The 21563-nt window shown below is 68.3% G+C and carries 21 protein-coding genes; 14 read left to right on the forward strand and 7 right to left on the reverse strand.

Annotated features, from left to right (window positions below; translation table 11 throughout):
* Nucleotides 1-12 precede the first annotated feature (12 nt).
* Nucleotides 13-1005 (forward strand): PrsW family intramembrane metalloprotease, encoded by a 993-nt coding sequence (locus AC5FRZ_RS12795; RefSeq protein ID WP_372480427.1) that lies wholly within the window; start codon nucleotides 13-15, stop codon nucleotides 1003-1005.
* A gap of 38 nt (nucleotides 1006-1043) precedes the next feature.
* Nucleotides 1044-2426: an adenylosuccinate lyase gene (gene purB, locus AC5FRZ_RS12800; RefSeq protein WP_493564764.1), complete on the forward strand. Its 1383-nt coding sequence runs from the start codon at nucleotides 1044-1046 to the stop codon at nucleotides 2424-2426.
* An 88-nt stretch (nucleotides 2427-2514) separates the two neighbouring features.
* Here the strand turns inward: purB and AC5FRZ_RS12805 are convergent, their stop codons facing one another.
* Complete coding sequence (locus AC5FRZ_RS12805; RefSeq protein ID WP_493564765.1) at nucleotides 2515-2967, reverse strand: winged helix-turn-helix domain-containing protein; 453 nt, start codon at nucleotides 2965-2967, stop codon at nucleotides 2515-2517.
* A 153-nt stretch (nucleotides 2968-3120) separates the two neighbouring features.
* Here AC5FRZ_RS12805 and AC5FRZ_RS12810 point away from each other — a divergent pair, with 153 nt between their 5' ends.
* From AC5FRZ_RS12810 to AC5FRZ_RS12830, 5 genes are all read left to right on the forward strand, one after another.
* On the forward strand, nucleotides 3121-3735 hold the full coding sequence (locus AC5FRZ_RS12810) for a DUF8170 family protein (protein WP_493564766.1): 615 nt from the start codon (nucleotides 3121-3123) through the stop codon (nucleotides 3733-3735).
* 46 nt (nucleotides 3736-3781) lie between these two features.
* Entirely contained in the window at nucleotides 3782-5110 is a 1329-nt protein-coding gene (locus tag AC5FRZ_RS12815; protein ID WP_493564767.1) for an MFS transporter, read from the forward strand.
* Between the two features lie 138 nt (nucleotides 5111-5248).
* Nucleotides 5249-6139: an alpha/beta fold hydrolase gene (locus AC5FRZ_RS12820; RefSeq protein WP_493564768.1), complete on the forward strand. Its 891-nt coding sequence runs from the start codon at nucleotides 5249-5251 to the stop codon at nucleotides 6137-6139.
* A 39-nt stretch (nucleotides 6140-6178) separates the two neighbouring features.
* Nucleotides 6179-6892 carry a helix-turn-helix domain-containing protein gene (locus AC5FRZ_RS12825; protein WP_493564769.1) on the forward strand — a complete coding sequence of 238 codons (714 nt, stop codon included), beginning with the start codon at nucleotides 6179-6181 and terminating at the stop codon, nucleotides 6890-6892.
* Nucleotides 6893-6900: 8 nt separating this feature from the next.
* Nucleotides 6901-7524, forward strand: coding sequence for a phosphoribosyltransferase (locus tag AC5FRZ_RS12830; protein WP_493564770.1), 624 nt, complete (start codon nucleotides 6901-6903; stop codon nucleotides 7522-7524).
* Nucleotides 7525-7552: 28 nt separating this feature from the next.
* On the opposite strand, the gene AC5FRZ_RS12835 is transcribed toward AC5FRZ_RS12830, so the two are convergent.
* Together AC5FRZ_RS12835 and lysA are read right to left on the reverse strand one after the other, a co-directional pair.
* A complete protein-coding gene (locus AC5FRZ_RS12835; protein WP_493564771.1) occupies nucleotides 7553-8713 on the reverse strand; it encodes a M20 family metallopeptidase in 1161 nt (386 codons plus the stop codon).
* Between the two features lie 3 nt (nucleotides 8714-8716).
* Entirely contained in the window at nucleotides 8717-9958 is a 1242-nt protein-coding gene (lysA, locus tag AC5FRZ_RS12840) for a diaminopimelate decarboxylase (protein ID WP_493564772.1), read from the reverse strand.
* A gap of 167 nt (nucleotides 9959-10125) precedes the next feature.
* On the opposite strand from lysA, the gene AC5FRZ_RS12845 reads away from it, so the two are divergent.
* From AC5FRZ_RS12845 to AC5FRZ_RS12855, 3 genes are read left to right on the forward strand one after another with little or no spacing between them, the layout of a single operon-like run.
* A complete protein-coding gene (locus tag AC5FRZ_RS12845) occupies nucleotides 10126-10800 on the forward strand; it encodes an SCO family protein (protein WP_493564773.1) in 675 nt (224 codons plus the stop codon).
* Nucleotides 10797-11318, forward strand: a complete 522-nt coding sequence (locus AC5FRZ_RS12850; protein WP_493564774.1) for a TlpA family protein disulfide reductase — start codon at nucleotides 10797-10799, stop codon at nucleotides 11316-11318. Before AC5FRZ_RS12845 ends, AC5FRZ_RS12850 begins: the two co-directional genes overlap by 4 nt.
* Before the next feature lies 1 nt (nucleotide 11319).
* Entirely contained in the window at nucleotides 11320-11979 is a 660-nt protein-coding gene (locus AC5FRZ_RS12855) for a cytochrome c biogenesis CcdA family protein (protein ID WP_493564775.1), read from the forward strand.
* A 71-nt stretch (nucleotides 11980-12050) separates the two neighbouring features.
* On the opposite strand, the gene AC5FRZ_RS12860 is transcribed toward AC5FRZ_RS12855, so the two are convergent.
* Nucleotides 12051-12893: a ferritin-like domain-containing protein gene (locus tag AC5FRZ_RS12860; RefSeq protein WP_493564776.1), complete on the reverse strand. Its 843-nt coding sequence runs from the start codon at nucleotides 12891-12893 to the stop codon at nucleotides 12051-12053.
* Nucleotides 12894-13151: 258 nt separating this feature from the next.
* Complete coding sequence (locus AC5FRZ_RS12865) at nucleotides 13152-13982, reverse strand: 2,3,4,5-tetrahydropyridine-2,6-dicarboxylate N-succinyltransferase (protein WP_493564777.1); 831 nt, start codon at nucleotides 13980-13982, stop codon at nucleotides 13152-13154.
* A gap of 287 nt (nucleotides 13983-14269) precedes the next feature.
* On the opposite strand from AC5FRZ_RS12865, the gene AC5FRZ_RS12870 reads away from it, so the two are divergent.
* Nucleotides 14270-15550 carry a hypothetical protein gene (locus tag AC5FRZ_RS12870; RefSeq protein WP_493564778.1) on the forward strand — a complete coding sequence of 427 codons (1281 nt, stop codon included), beginning with the start codon at nucleotides 14270-14272 and terminating at the stop codon, nucleotides 15548-15550.
* A gap of 54 nt (nucleotides 15551-15604) precedes the next feature.
* On the opposite strand, the gene dapB is transcribed toward AC5FRZ_RS12870, so the two are convergent.
* Both dapB and dapA read right to left on the reverse strand, forming a co-directional pair.
* Entirely contained in the window at nucleotides 15605-16363 is a 759-nt protein-coding gene (dapB, locus tag AC5FRZ_RS12875) for a 4-hydroxy-tetrahydrodipicolinate reductase (RefSeq protein WP_493564779.1), read from the reverse strand.
* The gene (gene dapA, locus AC5FRZ_RS12880) at nucleotides 16360-17286 is read right to left on the reverse strand and encodes a 4-hydroxy-tetrahydrodipicolinate synthase (protein ID WP_208626831.1); all 927 of its coding nucleotides are present in this window, start codon (nucleotides 17284-17286) and stop codon (nucleotides 16360-16362) included. The genes dapB and dapA overlap by 4 nt, the downstream gene beginning before the upstream one ends.
* A gap of 425 nt (nucleotides 17287-17711) precedes the next feature.
* On the opposite strand from dapA, the gene AC5FRZ_RS12885 reads away from it, so the two are divergent.
* The 3 genes from AC5FRZ_RS12885 (at nucleotide 17712) to nagZ (ending at nucleotide 21398) form a co-directional block, all read left to right on the forward strand.
* Nucleotides 17712-18626: a polysaccharide deacetylase family protein gene (locus AC5FRZ_RS12885; RefSeq protein WP_170095153.1), complete on the forward strand. Its 915-nt coding sequence runs from the start codon at nucleotides 17712-17714 to the stop codon at nucleotides 18624-18626.
* Nucleotides 18627-18679: 53 nt separating this feature from the next.
* Nucleotides 18680-19684 (forward strand): GNAT family N-acetyltransferase, encoded by a 1005-nt coding sequence (locus tag AC5FRZ_RS12890; protein ID WP_170095154.1) that lies wholly within the window; start codon nucleotides 18680-18682, stop codon nucleotides 19682-19684.
* 127 nt (nucleotides 19685-19811) lie between these two features.
* On the forward strand, nucleotides 19812-21398 hold the full coding sequence (nagZ, locus tag AC5FRZ_RS12895; RefSeq protein ID WP_493564780.1) for a beta-N-acetylhexosaminidase: 1587 nt from the start codon (nucleotides 19812-19814) through the stop codon (nucleotides 21396-21398).
* Nucleotides 21399-21563: the final 165 nt, after the last annotated feature.

Here is a 21563-nt window from a genome sequence, read left to right on the forward strand (position 1 = left end):
GATAGCCGAGCCATGCCAGACCGCGATCCCGTACAGGATGGACTCCCCGGCGAAGACCTCTACGACGTCGCCGAGTGGGACGCACGGTCGCTGTTAGATCGATTCTCGGTGGCGCTGTACGGCCTCTTGCACACGAGTCGTCGCTGGGCCCTGCTGGTCGTCGCGCTTTTCCTGTTCGTCGTCCAGCTCGGGTTCGCCGGCCTGCTCGTCGTGCGCGAACCGAACCTCGGCGTCCTGGCGCTGCTGTCTGCCGTCCCGGCGGTCGCGCTCGTCGCGTACGTCTGGTACGGCGACCCGACCAGGCGGGAACCGATCGACACGCTGGCGATCACGTTCGTCCTCGCGGTCGTCTTCGCGGCGATCGCAGCACTGGTCAACACGCTGTTGAGCGGCGTCTTCGAACTGATACCGGTCGTCGGGACGGCGCTCTTTTTCTTCCTCGTGGTCGGCCCCATCGAGGAGACCGTCAAGTGGCTCGCGATCCGGACCTACGCCTACGAGACCGAGAGCTTCGACGCCGTCGTCGACGGGGCGGTGTACGGTGCCGTCGCCGGGCTGGGGTTCGCGACGATCGAGAACGCGCTCTACATCGCACAGGGCTACCTACAGGCCGCCAGCCTCGGTGAGATGGCACAGCTCCAGCAGGCGATCGGCACCTCGCTGAGCCGATCGCTCGTGGGGCCGGGCCACGTGCTGTACTCCGCGTTCGCGGGCTACTACCTCGGGCTGGCGAAGTTCAACCCCGACGACCGCGGCCCGATCGTGGTCAAGGGGATCGTCGTGGCGGCGCTGATCCACGGGGCGTACAACACGCTCGTGTCGGTCCTCCCGTCGGTGCTGCGGGTCTGGAACGTCCTGACGCTGCTTGCCTTCGTCGCCATCTTCGATGGGATCGTCGGCTACGCGCTGTACCGGAAGCTGTCGCGCTATCGGTCGTACTACGCCCGAGCGAACGAGGCGACGGACGCGGCGACCGAGACGGGCGACGATCCCGTCGAACCCTGATCGACACGCTTTTTCGCCGGCCTCGCAGATCCCTCAGTATGACTGACCGGGGTCCGCTCGACGCCGTCTCGCCGCTCGACGGCCGCTACGCTCGTTACACGGAACCGCTCGTGCCTTACGCCAGCGAGCGCGCACTGATGCGTGCTCGCGTCCGGGTCGAAGTCGAGTACTTGCTCGCGCTGGCCGATCTCGACGCGACGCCGCTGACGATCGACCCAGCCCAGCGCGACCACCTGCGGAACTGCTACGAGGCGTTCGACGAGGAAGACGCGGCCGTCGTCAAGCAACTCGAAACGGAGGGGTACGGCGAGTACGCCGCGACCAACCACGACGTGAAGGCCGTCGAGTACTTCGTTCGCCTCCACCTCCCCGACGGACTGGACGCGGCCAACTGGATCCACTTCGGGCTCACCAGCGAGGACGTGAACAACCTCGCTCACCGACTGCTGGTCGGTCCGGCCGTCGAGGACGTGCTCGTCCCGGAACTGCGCGCCGTCCGGGACCGCCTGGTCGCGTTCGCTCACGACTACGGCGACCTCCCGATGCTGGCCCGCACCCACGGCCAGCCCGCGACGCCGACGACCTTCGGCAAGGAGATGGCGGTCTACGCCTCGCGGCTGGGGAGAGCCATCGCCCGGATCGAAGCCGCGGCCGACGACCTCTCGGGCAAGCTGGCCGGCGCGTCCGGCACCTACGCCGCTCACCACGCCGCGTATCCGGACGTCGACTGGCCCGCCGTCTCAGAGGCGTTCGTCACGGACCTCGGGCTGGCACACGAACCGCTGACGACGCAGGTCAACCCCTGTGACGACCTCGAAGCCGTCTTCGACGCCGTCCGGGGAGCCAACAACGTCCTCCGAGACCTCGACCTCGATATGTGGCTCTACGTCTCCGATCGCTACCTCGGGCAGGAGGCCGTCGAGGGCGAGACCGGTTCCTCGACGATGCCCCACAAGGTGAATCCGATCGACTTCGAGAACAGCGAGGGCAACCTCACGAAAGCGAACTCGGACCTGGTCTTTCTCGGCGACTACGTCACCACCTCGCGCCTCCAGCGGGACCTCTCGGACTCGACGGTCAAGCGCAACATCGGATCGGCCTTTGCCTACTGTCTGATCGCCTACCAGAAGTGCCAGAACGGCCTGGACAAGGTCGTCCCCAACGAGCAGGTCATGCGCGAGGAACTCGACGACACCCCCGAGATCATCGGCGAAGCCGTCCAGACCATTCTCCGACGCGAGGGCCACGACGACGCCTACGAGCAGGTCAAGAAGGCCACGCGGGGCAAGTCCGTCACCATCGAGGACTTCCAGGAGATGATCGAGGACCTCGACGTGAGCGAGTCCGTCCGCGAGGAACTGCTCGCCGTGACCCCCACGGGCTACACCGGCGTCGCCGACGAACTGGCCGACGGCGTGTAGGGCACGAGCGCGGTTCTCCGATCACCGCACACGCACAGCGCCCAAGACGCTGGGCGCTGGCGTCGACTGGCGCTGGGCGGTCGTGTGATCAGTCCTCGGCCGTCGCGCCGCGGCTCTCGTAGTCCACGTCGGGGCGGCTCTCCAGATTCTCGATGGCTTCGATCCGGTCGGTCCGCTCCATCTGCTCGTAGACGCTGCGCCAGACCGCGGCCTCCTCGTACATGCTGACCGCTTTCAGGAGAGCGATCCCGTCACCGGTGACGGCGTAGAACGTCGTCGGCGGATCGTCGATACTCTGGGAGCGCGGGACCGGGATCTTCTCGACGACGTTCCGGTCGACCAGTTGCCGGAGGTGATAGCGGAGATTCTCTTCGCTTGTCTCGGGATTCCGGTAGACGAGTTCCTCGACAGAGAGGACGCCGTCTGGCTGGGCGAGAATCTGGTGGAGGATCGTCAGCCGCGTCTCGTCCAGGACGAAGCGCCGCCGCTCCAGTCTCTCGCTGAAGCCGTTCGGTCGCTCGCCGCGGTCTTGCGTGGCCATGTCTAGTCGATGCCGCTTCTAGCCGATAAGCGTTCGGGTCGGTACTAAACCGTTTTAGTCTCCACTTTGCTAATCGGGTTATCACTATGATGACCACGACCGTCGACGACCGGACCAGCCACGATTATATACCGCCCCCACGACCGCGGAACTATGAGTGGGCCGAGCTTCGACGGGCAGGAGGTCCTCGACGACACGCTGTCCTTCCTCGGGACACTTCCGCCCGGACAGATCGCGGCGATGCGGGACGTGGTGTACGGCGACCTCGACCGGTTCGCCGACGCCGAGAGGACCTACTTCGTGCTGGGTAACTACGACGAGTACGAGAAGGAGCGCGTCGAATCCGTCCGGGACGCCCTGACAGATCGGGCTGCAGACCGGGTCGCGTTCACGCTGGAGGACGTCGACCCCGACGTGGACGTCTGGCGGAACTTCTACGTGAAGTTCCGGGTGTTCGCCCGGCGGGCAGACCACATCGTCCTCGTCGCCGAAGACAACGACGGTGGGCACGAACTGGAACTGGGCGAGGTGGATCACGAGCGGCTGTACGTCCTCAAGCGGGACTACGACGGGGCGTCGCTCGATCCGCCGGCCGACGACGAACGATCGGCCGCCGACCCGGCGTTTGGCGACCTCGACTACGAGCGCTTCGACGCGATGATGCTGACGCTGTTCGCCCACCTCGACGACGAGGGCCGACTGTTCACCTGGGCCAGTGAGGGCGAACTGGCCCGCGCCGTCGACCGCGTGATCGCCGCGACCGCCTGACAGTCGAGCACAATCCTCACGAGGTTCGGGACCGACTGGGTGGTAGATGGTACTGGACACGGACGGTCGCGTCCTGACGCTCGCGTTCGCGCGGATGGCCGACGCGCTGGGCAACTCCTTTCTGATCATCGTCCTGCCGCTGTACATCGCCAGCGGCCAGATCTCGCTGTCGGGCATCGCCGGCACGGAGATTCTCGGGTTCGTCCTGCGCGAGGAGACCCTGATCGGGCTCGTGCTCTCCCTGTTCGGTCTGCTGAACAGCTTCGGCCAGCCGTTCACCGGGCGGCTCTCCGACCGGACCGGGCGGCGGCGCGTGTTCGTCCTGACGGGACTGGCGATCTTCGCCGTCGGCAGCGCGACCTACCCGTTCGTCACGAGCTACTGGTCGGTGCTCGGGGCCCGTGCTCTCCAGGGAATCGGCGCAGCCTTCACCGTGCCGGCCACGGTCGCGCTGGTCAACGACTACGCGGCCAGCGACCGCGAACGGGGCGGCAACTTCGGCGTGTTCAACACCTTCCGGCTGATTGGCTTCGGGTTCGGGCCGATCGTCGCCGGCGTCGTCATCACGGGCGGGCTGGCGGCCGAGACCGTCGTCAGCTACGGGCTCTCGGACTGGCTGGGCCCCCTGGCCGGCCACACCTTCTCCGGGTTCGTCGCCGCCTTCGCCGTCGCCGTCCTCGGTGCAGTCGTCAGTTTCGTGCTCGTCGTGGCCCTGATCGAGGACCCGCCGAAAGTCGTCGGCGGAGCGGGCAAAGACCTCTCGATCGCGGTACGCCACCGCGACGGGAACGGACTCGATCCCGTCTTCGTCCTCGGCGTCGGGACCTTCTTCATGGCCACGACGATCGCGCTGTTCGCCACGCTCGAAGGGCCGATCCGCGCGCGACTGGACGAGACGACGTTCCTCTTTTCCGTGCAGTTTGCCGCCGTCGTCATCGCCAACGTCGTCTTCCAGATCCCCATCGGGCGCGCCTCGGACGTGTACGGCCGTCGGCCGTTCATCATCGCGGGCTTCGTCGTCCTGATCCCCGCCGTGTTCGCCCAGGGCGTCGTCACGGGACCGTGGACGATGCTCGGGGCCAGACTGCTCCAGGGGGTCGCCGTCGCGCTCGTGTTCGCGCCGTCGCTCGCACTGGCGGGCGACCTCGCCGGGGACCGCGGGTCGGGGACGACGCTGTCGGTGCTGACGATGGCGTTCGGACTCGGCGTCGCACTCGGGCCACTCGCTTCCGGCGTGCTGTACAATCTCGGCGGTCTCGTCGCGCCGTTTACGTTCGGTGCCGTGCTGGCCGTGCTCGCGCTGGTCCTGACCTACTTCGAAGTCGAGGACACCCTGGAGCGTGGTCAGGCCGCCGAGCCAGCCCCACGGGAGTGACACCACGCGGACGGCCACGGAACGCCAGTCGCTCCACGGACTCCGACGACGTGAGTGTCGTCGATGCCGACCCTACGTATAAACCACCGCATAGATCCGGGAAAACTGCCAGTCGGACGGGCGGCCAACGATCCGGCAATGGCTGAATCCGCGGCTGTGACACGAGGTGACGAGAGACCCGACGACGCCCCCACGACGACGATCTCGCTGAGCGGCGGTCGTCGGCTCAGGTACGCGGAGTACGGCCGTCCCGACGGGACGCCTGTGCTGTTCTTGCACGGGACGCCCGGCTCCCACCGGCTCGGTTCGCTGTTCGAGACGGCCGCACGAGAACGCGGTGTCAGACTCCTCGCGCCCGATCGGCCGGGCTACGGCGGTTCGACGCCGTGGTCGGAGCGATCGATCGGCGACGCCGACCAGTACCTCCGTGCGGTCCTCGACGACGCGAACGTCCAGCGAGCCGGACTGGTGGCGTTTTCCGGCGGCGCGCCACACGCACTGGCGATGGCCACGCGGTGTCCCGACGCCGTCTCGCGGGTCGATCTCGTCGCCGGGGCGACACCGCCGGACGTGTCCGGCGAGACACCCACGACACAGCGGCTCCTCGGCGGGCTGGCGACCAGAACGCCGACGCTGCTCGGTGGCCTCCTGCGCGGACAGGCGTGGCTCGCCGAGCGCCTCGACCCGTCGTTCGTCGTCGCACAGTACACCGCGGGCGACGCCGACGAGCCGGTCTCCGAGGAAGTGGCGACGACCATCGAGGCCGACTTCCTCGAAGCGCTCGCCCACACCACGAGCGGCACCGTCACGGAACTCCGGACCGCGGCCACGGAGTGGGCGCTCGACTACGAGTCTCTCACCGCCGACGTGTGTCTCTGGCACGGGACCGCGGACACGAACGTCCCGATAGCGAGCGTGCGAGCGTTCGAGGACCGACTCCCGACCGCGACGATCGAGACGGTCGACGGTGCCGACCACCTGCGGACGCTCCTTCGAGCGATGCCGGCGGCGCTAGAGAGCTATCGATGACCCCGGCGGGCGTCGTCCGGGCGGCCGCGTGAGGTCTTTATGCCGGACGGACGAACGGCGGCCAACGGCCGCATGAAACGGATCCAGTTCTCGGTCACGTACCCCGACCGGCTCCGCCATCCACTTCAGGGACACCTCGACGGCGACGGGCCGCTCACGCGAGCAGAGCTGTTGCTGTGGAGCCCGACGGCGGACGCGACGACGCTGTGCTGGTTCGACGGGGAGCCGGCGGCCGCCGAGCGCGCGGTCGCGACGATCGACTCCGTAGAGACGACCAGCCACGTCCGGGACGGGGACGGGACCTACGTGTTCCTCCAGCAGGACGGGTTCGAGTTTCCAGACGTGGTGCTGGATCTGATCGCCGACGCTGCGGTGATCTTCCGCCCGCCAGTGGTGTTTCGCGACGACGGGACGATCTCGTTCGAGGCGGTCGGCGAGACGAGCGCCCTCAGTGCCTTTCACGACGCACTCGCGTCGGTCGGCGATCTCGCGATCGAGCGGGTCCGGTCGTTCGAGCGCGCCAGTCGCCCGTCACAGCTCACCGACCGACAGCGAGCCGCGATGGAAGCGGCAGTGGCGGTCGGGTACTACGAGATTCCGCGCGAGGGGACGATCGAGGACGTGGCGGCGCGACTCGACTGCGCGACCAGTACGGCGGGCGAACTCGTCCGGAAGGCCGAGGCCGCGGTCGTCGAGGGCGTCGTCGAGGGCCAGTCGCGATCGGCACCACACCCTAACGGCAGGCTTCCGTAGTCGTCCGTATGTTCCGCGACCGCACCGATGCCGGCCGACAGCTGGCCGAGGCGATGGCCGACCGCGGCGTCAGCCCGGAGGTCGTCCTCGCGATTCCACGCGGTGGCCTGCCACCGGGCTGGGTCGTCGCCGACCGCTTCGACGCGCCGCTGGACGTGATCGTCGCCAGGAAGCTCGGCGCACCGAACAACCCCGAGCTGGCCCTCGCCGCCGTCGCCGAGGACGGGAGCGTCTGGCGCAACGACGAGCTGATCGCGCGACTCGACGTGACCGACGAGTACGTCGACGCCGAACGCGTCCGCGTCGGCGACGAGGCACGCGAGAAGGCCGAGCAGTACCGGACAGGCCCCTTCCCGTCGCTACGGGATCGGCGCGTCGCCGTCGTCGACGACGGGATCGCGACGGGCGCGACGATGCGGGCCTGTCTCGCCCGGGTGCGTGCCGCCGAACCCGCGTCGATCGCAGTCGGCGTCCCCGTCGGTCCGGCGGACACGATCGACGGCATCGCGGCGAGTGCCGACACCGTCGTCTGCGTCGAGACACCCGCGGCCTTCCGGGCAGTCGGGGCCTACTACGAGCGTTTCGACCAGGTCAGCGACGAGGACGCGATGGCGACGCTACGGTCCCGATAGCGGACCGAGCGTACGCGGATTCAGACGGTCAGAGCAGCCGTTCGACGGTCGCCTCGACTGCTCTCGCGGCCTCGTGGATCTCGCTGCGGCGGACGTACTCCCGGTCGCTGTGGGCGACCGCGCCCTCCTCGTCGGCCAGCACGCCCGGCCCGAAGACGACCGTCGGTGCGTCGGGCGCGAAGTGTGCGGCCTCCGTCGCGGCACCGAACGGGCGGATCGCACCGTCGCTCTCCGCGGCGAGCGTCTGGACGAGCGTCGCTTCCCGGTCGGTCTCGAACGCCTCGGGGAACGGCGTGTCGGGCCGGACGAGGGAGACGTCGAGGGACATGCCGTCCGGGAGCCACTGCCGGAGGTGTGCTTCGAGCCGTTCGGGGAACTCGTCGCTGGTCTCCGGGGGGACGCTGCGGCGGTCGAAGGTGATCGTACACTCGGCGGGCACCTGGTTGGGAGCCTCGCCGCCCTCGATCATCGAGGGGGTGAGCGTCGGACGACCGAGGGTCTCGTGTGCCGGCGTCGCCGCCGCGTCTCGGGGCTCGGTGTGTTCACCGTCCGACTCGGCGGCCGAGAGCGCCTCGCGCTCGTCGTAGCTCTCCATGGCCTGCATGATCGGCGCGGCGGCCCGGATGGCGTTCGCGCCGTCTGCGGGGTCGGAGGCGTGGGCGCTCTCGCCGTGGATCGTGACTCGGCCCTCGAACTGGCCGCGGGCCGCGGTACACACGTCCAGGTCGGTCGGCTCGCCGACGACGTACCCGTCCGCCGACAGCGTCTCTTCGAGGTGGCCTGCACCGGTCTGGTGGGTCTCTTCGTCGGGCGTGACGGCGAGGGTGAGCCGACCGGTCGACAGCTCGGCCCGGAGGAAGGCGGCGAGCAGCGCGGCAAGTGGCCCCTTGGCGTCACAGGCCCCGCGGCCCCGGACCACGTCGCCCGCCGTCGAGGACCCGTCGGCGGCCTCGTAGGGGACGTGTGGCGGGACGGTGTCGATGTGCGTGTTCAGGACGAGGTGTGGACCTTCGTCGTCCGCCTCGCGGCTGGCCAGCACGTTCCCGGCCTCGTCGACGGTGGCCTCGTGGCCGTCGGCGGCGAGCGTGTCGACGAGCAGATCGCGCATCTCGTCGACAGAGTCGTGAGACGGCGTCTCGACGGCCTCGCGGTGGAAGGCGTCGACGTCGAACGTCGGGGCGTCGGCCATCGATTACTCTCCGGCCTCGTCCTCGACGCGAACCACGTCTGCCATCGTCTCGCGGCGGCGGACCACCCGCTCGTCGCCGTCCTCGATGGCGACTTCGGCCGGGCGGGGCTGGGAGTGGAACTGGTTGGCCAGTTCGTAGCCGTAGGCTCCGGCGTTGCCGATCGCCAGCAGATCGGTCCGCTCGGGACGGGCGATCGGACGATCCGTCGCGAACACGTCTGCACTCGTACAGCACGGGCCGCCGATCGAGACGGGGTGTGGCTCTCGGTCGGGGGCTGAGACGTTCCGGATCGGGTGATAGGAGTCGAACATCGCCGGGCGGATCAGCGTCGCCAGCGAGGCGTCGACGCCGACGACCGTCGTCGCTGGCGTCTCCTTGACCGTGTTGACCGTCGTGAGGATCAGCTCGGCGTCGGCCACGACGTAGCGGCCCGGCTCCAGTTTGATCTGAGCCGAGAGGTCACCGACCGCCTCGCGGACCCGCTCGCCGACGGTCGCCACGTCCAGGGGTTCGGTCTCCTCGCGGTAGGGCACGCCGAAGCCGCCGCCGAAGTCGACGAACGACAGCTCGTCGTCCCCGACCGTGCGAGCGAGGTCCGCGACTTTCGCGATGGCCCGACAGTGGTCGTCGAGGTCGTCGCGCAGGACGCCGCTGCCCGCGTGGGCGTGCAGCCCCACGAGGTCGAACCGGTCGCGCAGCGCCGCGGCCAGCTCGGGCACGTCGTCGTAGGGGATGCCGAACTTCGCGTCCTTGCCGGTCGCGACCTTCTCGTGGTGGCCCGTCCCGATGCCGGGGTTGATCCGGATGGCGACGCGACCGTCGTAGCCGCGGTCTTCCAGGCGGTCGAACGTGTCCTCGGCGCCCGCGGTGATCGTCAGTCCGGGGTACTCGTCGGCGAGCTCGACCGCGTAGTCGAGATCGCTCGCAGGCGGATTGACGGCGGTGTACTGCAGCGTGTTGGGGTCTGCGCCCGCGTCGATCGCCCGCTGGAGTTCGCCGGCAGCGGCACACTCGATGTCCGCGCCCGCTTCGAGGAGTCCCGAGAGGACGGCACGGCCGGTGTGGGCCTTCGCGGCGTACATCACGTGCGCGTCGGGGAAGGCCGCGGCGAAGCGCCGGTAGTTCGCCGCGACGCGGTCCACGTCCAGCACGTACAGCGGCGTCCCGTGTTCCTCGGCCAGCCGGGCGAGACGGTCGTGGTCCCAGTCCGCCAGTCGACGGACCGGAGGCGAGTCGCTACTCATTGGGGAGTACACGGCGCGGACCAGTAACAAGGGTTCCGCTTCGCACCGTCGACTGGCGATCGACCGGCCGCCCCGCATCCAGAGGCGACGCCGCTGCCAGGGTCGGAACCGCGACATTCGAGGGGTGTACCAGATCGTACATGGCGACGCGCGTGCAACGACAGCCCATGCGACGACGGACCTTCCTGGCGACTCTGGGCGTCGTCGGCGCGGCGGGCACGGCCGGCTGTCTCGGTGCGATCGGTACGAACGACCGCCACCCCGACGTCGTCCTGCCCGAGCCAGACCGAGAGTTCGACAGCAGCGAGCTTCCGTATCCGGCGTGGGGACAGCGAGTCCCGGCAGAGACAGTACCCGCGGCACTGAGTTCCCAGCGTGTCTCGTTTCGGACGGTCGACGAGCCGTCGCTGGTCACGTTCTTCTACAGCCACTGTCAGACGATCTGTCCCGTCCTGATCTCGACGCTGCGCAACGTTCGCGCCCACGCCAGAAACAACGGCTACGCCGGTGACGTCTCCTTTCTGCCGGTGACGTTCGATCCGGCCCGCGACACCGCCAAGCGGCTGCGGACCTACGCCGAGGAGATGAACGTCGCCGCCGACGGCGACGGCTGGCGGTTCCTCCGGCCACAGTCGAGCGAGCGGGCGACCGAGGTGGTACAGGCGGCGTTCGGCGTCCACTTCGAGCGGACGGAGCCCGAAGAGATGGACGAGTACATGTTCTCACACGCGTCGATGACGCTGCTGGTCAACGGCGACGGCTTCGTCGAGCGCGCGAACCGCACCAAGTCTCCCGACGAAGACCAGATCATCGAGGACCTGACGGCGGTGAGAACGGCGTGAAGCGACGCCGTCTGCTCGCGGCGCTGGCCGGGACCGGACTCGCCGGTGGCGGCCTGTGGGCTGCCCAGAACGGGATGCCGGGCGTCGCCACCGAGGCGGCGCTGCCTCGGCGCGTCGAGACGCTTTCGGCTGCGGGCTCCGAGGCGGGCGAGGCGACGGTTCCGACGCCGGACACCGTGACGGTCGTGGATCTGTTCGCCACCTGGTGTGATCCCTGTGACGAACAGATCGAGATTCTCGGGGCGATCCGGCCCGACTACGAGGACGTGTCGTTCGTCTCGGTGACCAACGAGCGCCCGAGCGAGACGCTCACGCGTGCAGAGATCGCCGACTGGTGGGACCGGAACGGCGGTCGCTGGACCGTCGGGATCGATCCCGGTAGTGATCTCTTGACCGCGTTCGGTGCCGACGGACTCCCGTACGTCGCCGTCGCCGACGCCGACGGGACGATCAGCTACCGCCAGAGCGGTCTCGCCGGCGAGAGCGAACTCCGCGAGCAACTGGATCGACTGGTCTGAGATGAGCGACATCGCCGTCGCCGGTGTGCTCGCGTTCGCCGCGGGTGCCGGAATCTCGACGTTTTTCGCTCCCTGTGCGTTCCCGCTGTTGCCGGGCTACGTGGGGTACTACGTACAGCGCCGCGAGGGGTCCGGGCCGACGGTGGCGGCGGCCGCCGTCGCCGGCCTCGGGGCACTCGGATCGCTCTCGGTCGTCGCTGCGCTCGTCCTCGCAGTCGGGGAGCCGATCAAACGGACCCTGCCAGTGTTCGAGCCGCTGGTCGGCGTCGCGCTGGTCGGCTTCGGCGCGACGGCACTGCTCGGTCGTGGACCGGAATTGCGGATCGGGCTCCCGCGGCGACCGCGCTCGCTGCTCGGCTTCGGGCTCTTCGGCGCGATCTACGCCGTCGCCGCCGCGGGCTGTGTTGTCCCGCTGCTCGTCGGTGTCGTGACCCAGGCACTCGCCTTCGAGAGCGCGATCAGCGTCCTCGTGGTCGCGGTGTACGCGCTGGGCGTGACGCTCCCGCTGGTCGGCGTGACGCTGCTTGCCGGCGTCGGCGTCGATCTCTGGCACGGTCTGGGCACCCACACCGGTCGGATACAGCAGGCCGCGGCCGTCGTGATGATTCTCGCGGGCCTCGGACAGTTCGCGCTCGGCGTCTCCGAAGTCGGCGTCGTGTAGCGCCGTGCCGGGACGGAGTCGCGAGAAGTGTCGACCGACGACAGAGCAACCCGAGACGAGGTGACCGGTCGTTACCCGGTCTCCTCGTCGGTCGGGGACGCGGTCTCGTTCTCAGCGGGGGCCGTCTCGGTCTCGTCGCCGGGGACTTCCGTCTCGGTCTCGTCGCCGGGCGTGTCGGTCTCCTCGTCCGGTGGTTCCTCCATCTCTTCGGCCATGAACGGCTGGATCGCCGACAGTACGTCCGGGATGGGGAGCGCTGGATCGTAGGCGTTCGGGAAGGGCGACTCGCCGACGAGTGCGTTGAGCACCGCGGCGTGGCGCGCCTCGACGCTGTGGATCGACAGCGCCGCCGAGAGGATGTCCGGACTCTCGATGCGCGGTGCCACACCGGCGTAGGCGGCGACGCCGGTGTTTTCCAGCACCTGTGCGGTCTCGATGAACGTGGCGGCAGAGTCGAGCGCGAACTCGAACGCGGGGGGTTCGGCGGGCGTCGCTCCGAGCGTCTCGATGACGCGGGCCAGCTGCTCGGTGTGGGACTGTTCCTGTGCGCTGATATCCTCGAAGAAGGTGACCAGCAGATCAGCCGGCACTTCGAGCGCGCTCGCGCTCGCCAGTTCGTCGCCGCCGAACTGTTCGAGTCCCGCGTCGTAGAACGCGTCCTCGAGGTATTCGAGCGTCAGCGCGTAGTTGAGCACGTCCACGTCCGTGTCGGGCTGGTCGAACTGGGGCGGGATCTCCGCGGGCTGGTTGCCAGCCGCGTCGTCCTCCTGGGCCGTCGCGGCCGTCCCGACCAGCCCCGCACCGATCACTGCGCCCGTGCCCGCGAGTACGTCGCGGCGCGAACGCATCGTCTGTCGAAGGTCTTCCATCGTCGGCAATACTGTGCTGTCGTCGGTTCGTTGTCTGTCTGTCATGTGTGTGTCCTGCCAGCGCCGTGGCGTCTCTCGCTTGCGGAGATGGACGGTTTGTTATGCGCAGAGATTTCCAGTCGGCGCTCGATACGGCCGCGTTACTCGGTCGCGGGGCGTTCGATCTGGGACGGCCGCGTTGCCACTCCAGATGACGACAGAGAGCGACGAGCGACGGCGTCTGTGCCCGGCGTCGGTGACGGCTGCCGTGAGTAAGGCGAGACAGTGTTCGGGTGCGATCGGCTTACCGCTGCGACCAGTCGCTCACTCCCGTAGCGCGTCCTCTCGTTCCGTCGCCTCCAGGGTCTCCGCTTCCACGTCGGTCGCGACGACGGCGGGCTTGTACGCGCCGCCGTCGAAGAGCTCGTGGTCGCTCACGCTGGACTCGACGAAGCGGGTGAACGCGCGCCGTTCGGGGGGCAACTCGCCGTAGATGATCTCCTCCTCGACGAGGTCGTAGATCGGGATGCGAGGCGTCAGCAGCGTGTTCTCCCCGACGATGCTGTTCTCCCCGACGACGAAGCCGCTGGTGACCCGACAGCCCGCGCCCAGCGAGACGCCGTCCTCGACGACGACCGGCGTGCTCTCGACCGGTTCGAGGACGCCGCCGATCAGCGTGTTCGCGCCGAGTTTGACGTCGTCGCCGATCTGGGCGGCAGAGCCGACGGTGTCACAGGAGTCGACGAGCGTGCCGTCGCCGACGTGTGCGCCGATGTTGACGAACGCGGGCGACATGAGGATGGCGTCGCCGCCGACGTAGGCACCGCGCCGGATGACCGTCCCGTCGGGCGTGTTGCGGCTCCCCCGTTCGTGCAGGTCGTCGGTCTCGCGCAGCGGGAGCACGTCGTGGTAGGTAACGTCGCCGTACTGGCGGGCGACGGTCTCGCGGAGGCCGAAGTTCAGGAGGATCCCCTGTTTGACCCACGCGTTGGCCTCCCACTCCCCGCTGCGTTTCTCGGCGGCCCTGATCTCGCCGGCTTCGAGCGCGGCGAGAAAGTCGTCGAGGACGGCCAGGTGGTCGTCGGTCGCGTCGGCGGCCGTCAGTCCGTCCTGTTTGCGCTCCCAGAGGTCGCGTACGTCTGCTTCGAGGCTCATTGGGACGGGATTGCGCCTCCTCGGATATACGTCTCTGGGTTTCCGACCGGAGCGACTCGCCACGGATCGACGGTCCAGTAAGTGACGATTTCAGACGAAGAACCGTGGGAACGGTCGTATACGGTCGAACTAACAATGCGTGCGTCGACCCACCGTCGGCCCACGACAGATGAGAGCCGACATCGATTCAGCGAGCGAGACGACGGCCGGGAAGCGTCAGGGAGACACGACGACCGCCGCGACGACACGAGAGCGAGGCCGATAAGGTGCGCGGAGAGACGAATCGCGTGACGGTCGACGATGTCACGGCGACCGACACGACGCTGCGAGCGACGGTGACCACGAGTGGCCGCGTCGGGCGCTTCGTCACCGACGAGCCCTTCGTCGCCGACTACGGCGTCGACGTCACCGCCGTGCCCGAGTCACTGCTCGTGATTCCGGTGCTCGCACACGTCTGTCCAGTCGCCTGGGCGACGGGGGCGACGGTCGCAGTCGATCGCGTCGACGCGGCGTTCCTCGACTCGCTCAGACACGTCGGCCAGCGCCTCTGTGAGATGTACCCGTCCTTCATGCAGGGAGGACGGATCGTCTGTGGGGAGACCGTCGACGGGAGCCACGATCCGGGCGAGCGCGCGGGCAGCGCGTTGCTGTTTACCGGCGGCGTCGACTCGACGGCGACGTACGTCCGCCACGAGTCCGAACAGCCCGACCTGATCAGCGTCAGAGGGTGGGTGATGCGAGACCGGGACCGCTGGCAGCGCAACCGCGAGTTCTTCGCCGACTTCGCAGCCGAGCGGGGCCTCGACGCGCACTTCGTCGAGTCGAACATGCTGTCGTTCCTCGCGACGCCGCTGTTGCAGGCCCACTTCCAGCGGTACCTCGACGGCGCGTGGTACAGCTCCGTCGGCCACGGACTGGGGTTGCTCGGCCTGTGTGCGCCACTGACGGCGGCCGCGGACATCGGCCGGCTGTACATCGCAGCGACCCACACCGAGGCGTGGACCCGTCCGTGGGGCTCGCACCCGACGATCGACGACCACGTCCGGTGGAGCGGCACGGCGGCGACTCACGACGGCTACGAGTCGACCCGCCAGGAGAAGATCGAGACCATCGCCGACTACGTGGACAGCCACTCCCGAGAGATCACGCTCCGGACGTGCGTCCACGCCGAGGGGCCGCGGAACTGTAGCCACTGCGAGAAGTGTTACCGGACGATCGTCGGACTCCTGCTGGCCGGCCTCGATCCGAACGACCACGGGTACGACTACGACGCCGCGACGGTCGCGGCGATCAGAGACACCTTCGAGTCCGGCGAGAAACACCTCTCGGCACAGAAACGCTACCACTGGGAGACGTTACAGGACGCCGCCCGCGAGGTCGAGGCGATCGAGGCACCCGGCGGCGCGGAGCTGCTCGGGTGGCTCCGCGACGCCGACTTCGGGGCGTCGGTCGAGCAGTCGGCTCGACCGCTCGGCCAGCGCCTCCTGCAGGCGACGGCTCGCCAGGTCCCGACGAGCGTCTACGCGACCCTGTACCCGGTCTATCGACGGCTGGCCGCCGGTCGGTGATCCCGAGTCGAGACGACAGCGTGCGAACCCACTCGGTGTCGCGACGAGGCCGCGTCAGGCGTGGTCGACGACCGCCTCAAAGTCGTACCAGCCGGGCGCGCGGCCGACGAGCCACTGGGCCGCGTCGAGCGCGCCAGCGGCGAAGACGCCGCGATCCTCGGCGCGATGGGACAGCGAGAGCACTTCGTCGTTGCCCGCCAGCAGCAGCTCGTGCTCGCCGCGGATGTCGCCGGCACGGCGGGCGAAGACGCCGATCTCGTCGTCGTCTCGGGGTGCGTGGCCCTCGCGGCCGTACACCGGCTCCACGTCGCGCTCCTCCTGGACGGTTTCGAGGATCGTGTTGGCCGTCCCCGAGGGGGCGTCGACCTTCCCGTTGTGGTGGCTCTCCAGCAGTTCGAGGTCGTAGTCGTCCAACGCGCCGACGGCCTCGCGGACCGTCCGCAGGAGGGCCTGGATGCCCCGCGAGAAGTTCGTCGCCTTCAGGACCGGGATCTCGTCGGCGGCTTCCCGGAGTCGTGTGAGTTCGTCCTCGTCGAAGCCAGTCGTCGCGACCGCGAGCGCGACGCCGTTGTCGAGACAGCCCGCGAGCACGTCCATCGTCGCTTCGGGCGTCGAGAAGTCGACGACGGCGTCCACGTCGTACTCCTCGAGGACCGTGCCGGCCTCGCTGGCGGGACGCAGTGGCAGACCGTCCGTCTCGTCGGTCGTGCTGGCGAAGCCGGCGACGATCTCCACGTCGTCACGTGCTCGTCCGGCCTCGACGACCGCGGCCCCGGACCGGCCGGTCGCGCCACAGACGGCGATCCGCGTCATCGCTCGGCCTCCTCGTACTCGGCTTCGAGGTCCTCGTCGGCGAGGTCGGCGAGGACGGCTTCGAGCCGGTCGACGTGTTCGCTGGCGAGCCGAGAGAGAGGCTGGCGGAGGTGGGCCGGTCCGTATCCCCGAATTCGCATCGCCTCCTTGACCGGAATCGGGTTCGTCTCGACGAACAGCGCGCGGAAGAGCGGTCCGAGTTCGTGGTGGATCGCGCGGGCACGCTCGTAGTCACCGGCGACGGCCGCGCCGACCATGGCACAGGTGCGTTCGGGTTCGACGTTGGCGGCGACGCTGATACAGCCGTCCGCGCCGATCGAGAGCATCGGCAGGGTCATGCCGTCGTCGCCCGACAGCACCGAAAAGTCCTCGTCGCGGGTCCGCTCGACGATCTCGGAGATCTGATTCATGTCGCCGCTGGCGGCCTTGAACCCCGCGACGTTCTCGTGGCTGGCCAGTTCGACGGCGGTGTCGGGCTCGATGTTCTGGCCGGTCCGAGAGGGGACGTTGTAGACGATCTGGGGGCAGTCGACGGCGTCGGCGATGGTCCGGTAGTGGTCGACGAGACCGCGCTGCTCGGGCTTGTTGTAGTACGGCGAGATGAGCAAGAGAGCGTCGGCACCGGCGTCGGCCGCTCGCTGGGACAGCGACAGCGCCTCGCGGGTGTTGTTGCTCCCCGTCCCGGCGATGACCGGGACGTCGTCGACGGCGTCGACGACCGCCTCGACGACCTCGATGTGTTCGTCGTGGGTCATCGTCGCCGACTCGCCGGTCGAGCCGGCCGGGACGAGGCCATCGACGCCTGCCGCTTCGAGGCGCTGTGCGTCGCGTCGGAGTGTTTCGAAGTCGATGCTGCGGTCGTCGTCGTCGTGGAACGGCGTGGGAATCGCAGGGAACACGCCGGTGAGGTCGATCTGTGTCATTGCTGTCGTGTGTCGGTGGTGGTCGAGGCGTCGATACCCGGCAAAAGAGCGACCGGCCCGAGACGGGAGCGCCACGCCCGCAGCGAGCCGTCAGAAGGGGCGCTTGCGCTTTTTCGGCGGCGTGGACGCACTGCTTGCCACCCTGTCGAGACGGAGTCGTGCGTCCCGTCGCATACTGCACACGGGTCGGGCGACGGACTTATGCGTTGTGTTTGCCGGTTCTCGGACGGCGGTCGACGACGGCGTCCACCGCCGGAGATCGGAGTCGCCTGGTAAATACCCTATAACAATGCCAGTATCGAGCGTCCGTGGAACCGCAACACAGATGGTAGCGATGTTACAAACAGGAGTCTGCCGGACGCTGGCGAGGGGGCTACCGGTATCGACCGTGACGGAACCGACCAGACACGGCCCGAGAGGAAGCGATGTCTGACTGGGTACCCGGAGACGCCGAGTTCGCACTCTGTCTCACTCACGACGTGGATCGACCGTACAAGACCTACCAGTCGCTGTACTACACTGTCGCCGAGCGCGATCCCTCACACCTGCTGGACCTGCTGCCGTGGCGCAACCCCTACTGGACGTTCGAAGACATCGTCTCACTGGAGGGGTCGCTGGGCGTCAGGTCGGCGTTCTACTTCCTGTCCGAACAGTCGCTGTTCCGGGATCGCTCGGTCAGCGAGTGGACCGACGCGGAGAGCTGGCGGCTCTACGCCGGCCGGTACGACCTCGGCGATCCCGACATCGCACAGCTGATGTCGTCGCTGGACGACCGGGGCTGGGAGGTTGGGTTACACGGTTCCTACGAGTCCTACCGGGAGCCGTCGATGCTGGAACGAGAGAAGCAGTGGCTCGAAGAGACTCTCGGACGGGCCGTGCGCGGCGGCCGCCAGCACTACCTCAACCTGGAGCGGCCGACGACGTGGCGCTACCAGCGTTCGATGGGCCTCCAGTACGACGCCTCGCCCGGCTCGTCCGCCGAGTTCGGGTTCCAGGACGGCTACCGCCCGTTCCGTCCGTTCGACGACCACTTCGTCGTGTTCCCGACGGTGCTCATGGAGTGTGCGCTACCGAACCCCGGCGAGGAGTACGAACGCGCCTGGGCGGCCTGCCGGCGACTCCTCGACGAGGCGTGCGACCACGAGGGCGTGATGACGGTGCTGTGGCATCCGCGCTACTTCAGCTCCGACTACGACGGGTACACCGAGCTCTACCGAGAGCTGATCGAGTGCGCGCTCGATATGGGTGCGTGGGTCGGACCGCCGGGGCAACTCTACGAACACTGGCAAGACGACAGAGCGCAGGTCCCGACGCCGGAGAGCGAACGAGCGACCCAGTGACCGGCGTAGGAGGTCGATAACAAAGCCCGAACGGGCAGGTTCTCCGGTGAGAGATGGAGATCGAACGACTCGATATCGACGAGTGGGGCGAGGCAGTTCCGGACTCGGGGATCGAACTCTTCCACCAGCCCGAGGCCCTCGAAGTGCTCGCAGACCACGTCGACGGCGACCTCGAACTGTACGGCGGGTTCAAGGGCCAGCAGGCGATCGGACTGCTCCCGGTGGTCACCGACTCGAAGCTCGTCGGGACGACAGTGACGTCGCCGCCGCCGTCGATGAACGTCCCGCGGCTCGGTCCCGTGGTGATGCCGACCAGCCCCAAGCAACGCAAGATCGAATCGGTCAACTCGAAGTTCACCGAGGCGGTGCTGGAGACGATCGACACCGGCGGCTCGCTGTCGCTGTTCCGGATGGTCTGTAACAGCCAGTACCTCGACCCCCGGCCCTACGTCTGGGCGGAGTACGACCTCACGACGCAGTTTACCTACCGCCTCGACCTCGCGGACGCGACGACCGACGAGACGATGGCGGGCTTCTCCAGTAGCCTCCGCAGAGAGATCCGTTCGGCCAGAGAACTTGACGTGAACGTGAGCGTCGAGGGCCTGGACGGTGCCCGAGCGATCTACGAGGCCACCCGCGAACGCTACGCCGAGCAGGATCGGTCCTTTCCCATCGAGTGGTCGTACGTCCGCGATCTCGTGGCGGCGCTCGGCGACCGGGCACGCCCCTACGTCGCCCGCGGACCCGACGGATCCTTTCTCGGCGGGATCACGGCGCTGTACTCGCCCGACGCCGCGTACTTTTGGCAGGGCGGAACGCGGAGCACCTACGAGGGCGTCAGCATCAACAGTCTCGTCCACTGGCAGATCATCGCCGACATCGTCGCGGACGACGCGCTCTCGTCGGTGACCGGCTACGACCTGATGGGCGCGAACACCGAGCGACTCTGCCGGTACAAGTCAAAGTTCGGCGCTGACCTGGTTCCCTACTACGTCGTCGAGTCCGACGGTATCGGGATGGACCTCGCCAAGGCGACCTACAGCACGCTGAAACGGTGACCCCGTTCGGTGAGTATGGGGAAACGATCTCCGAAAGTACCGTTTTCGGCGCGCATGCGTTCTCTAATGGGAAAATCGGAGCGTCGGGCCGACAGAACTACGTGGGTGCAATTGAGACAGTATCACCATGTCTCTGCCAGACGTGGCCGAACTCGATCTCGCCACCAAAGTCGGACAGCTGTTCGTCGTCGGCTTCGAGGGACCGGAACCGACGGACGACCTCCGCGAACTCCTCACCGACTATCGCTGTGGCAACGTCATCTACTTCAGCCGGAACATCGACTCGCCCGAGCAGGTCGCCGAGCTCAGCCGCGAGCTACAGACCATCGCCACCGAAACGGAGCCCGAGATCCCGCTGTTCGTGACGGCCGACCAGGAGGGCGGCGTCGTCTCACGGACCGACTGGGGGACCGAACCCCCGAGTCAGATGAGCATCGGTGCGGGCCGGGACGCCGACCTCGCCCGTTCGGTGGGCGGCGCTGTCGGGGCGGAACTCGCGTCCATCGGCGTCAACTTCGATCTGACGCCGGTGCTGGACGTGAACAACAACCCGGACAACCCCGTCATCGGCGTGCGGTCGTTCGGCGAGGAGCCCGAACTCGTCGGCGACCTCGGCGCGGCGATGGCCGACGGCATGCAGGCCGAGGGCGTGCTGGCCTGTGGGAAGCACTTCCCCGGCCACGGCGACACCAGCGCCGACTCGCACCACTCGCTGCCGGTCGTCGACCACGACCGCGAGCGCCTCGACGCCGTCGAACTCGCCCCCTTCCGCCGGGCGATCGACGACGGGATCGACGCGATCATGACGACACACGTCTCGTTCCCGACGATCACCGGCGACGACGAACTCCCGGCGACCGTCTCCCGAGACGTACAGACCGGACTCCTCCGCGAGGAGTTAGGGTTCGACGGCCTGGTCGTCACCGACGGGATGGAGATGAACGCCATCGCCGACGAGATGGGGACGCCGGAAGGGTGTGTCCAGGCCGTGGAAGCGGGCTGTGATCTCCTCCTGGTCTGTCACACCCCCGAGGTCCAGAAGGCCGCCGTCGACGCCGTCGTCGACGCCGTCGAGTCAGGCCGCATCGACGAGTCGCGGATCGACGACGCTGTCGAGCGCATCCTCGACTACAAGGAGCGACGCGAGGTCGGCGAGGAGACCCCCTCGCTCGACCGCTGGGAGGCGACGAGCGAGCGCTCCCGCGACGTGGGCCGCGAGGTCGCGGCGGCCGGCATCACGGTCCCACGGGATCGAAACGAGACGATCCCCTTCGACACCGGACGACCGCTGCACCTCGTCGGCTTCCCCGGCGGACGCGCCTCGCCGGCAGAGGACGACCGCTACGAGCCGACACTGGTCGCCGACGCACTCGAAGCCGGCGGCTTCGACGTGGAACTGCACGTGGTCGAGACCGCCGACGCCCTGCCGTCGTTCGAGGGCGACGAGCAGGTCGTGCTGGCGACCTACAACGCCGCTGGCGACGACGAGCAGGTGCGAGCGGTCGAGCAACTGGACGAGGCCGTCGACGCCTTCGCCGCGCTGGTGGTGCGCAACCCCTACGACCTCGCTCGCTTCCCCGACGTGTCGACGGCGGTGTCGACCTACGACTACACGCCCGCGACGCTGTCGGTGACCGGCGAGATCCTGGCCGGCCAGCGCCGGGCCACCGGTCGGCTGCCCGTGACGATCGCGGGCTTCGAAGCGGAAGACTGAGACGGACGGTCGTCGTCGTTTTCCCGGTCGATCCCACGCCCTCCCAGAGTCCCTCCGAGACAGAGCGACAGGACTCCGTGCGAGGCGACGGGCGGTCGTGGTGGCGCGAGTTCGGTCGGCGACGGGCTTTGTATTTTTATTCTGATATCGAAATTCCACACGCTC

The sequence above is a fragment of the Halomicrobium sp. HArcht1-1 genome, assembly GCF_058933285.1.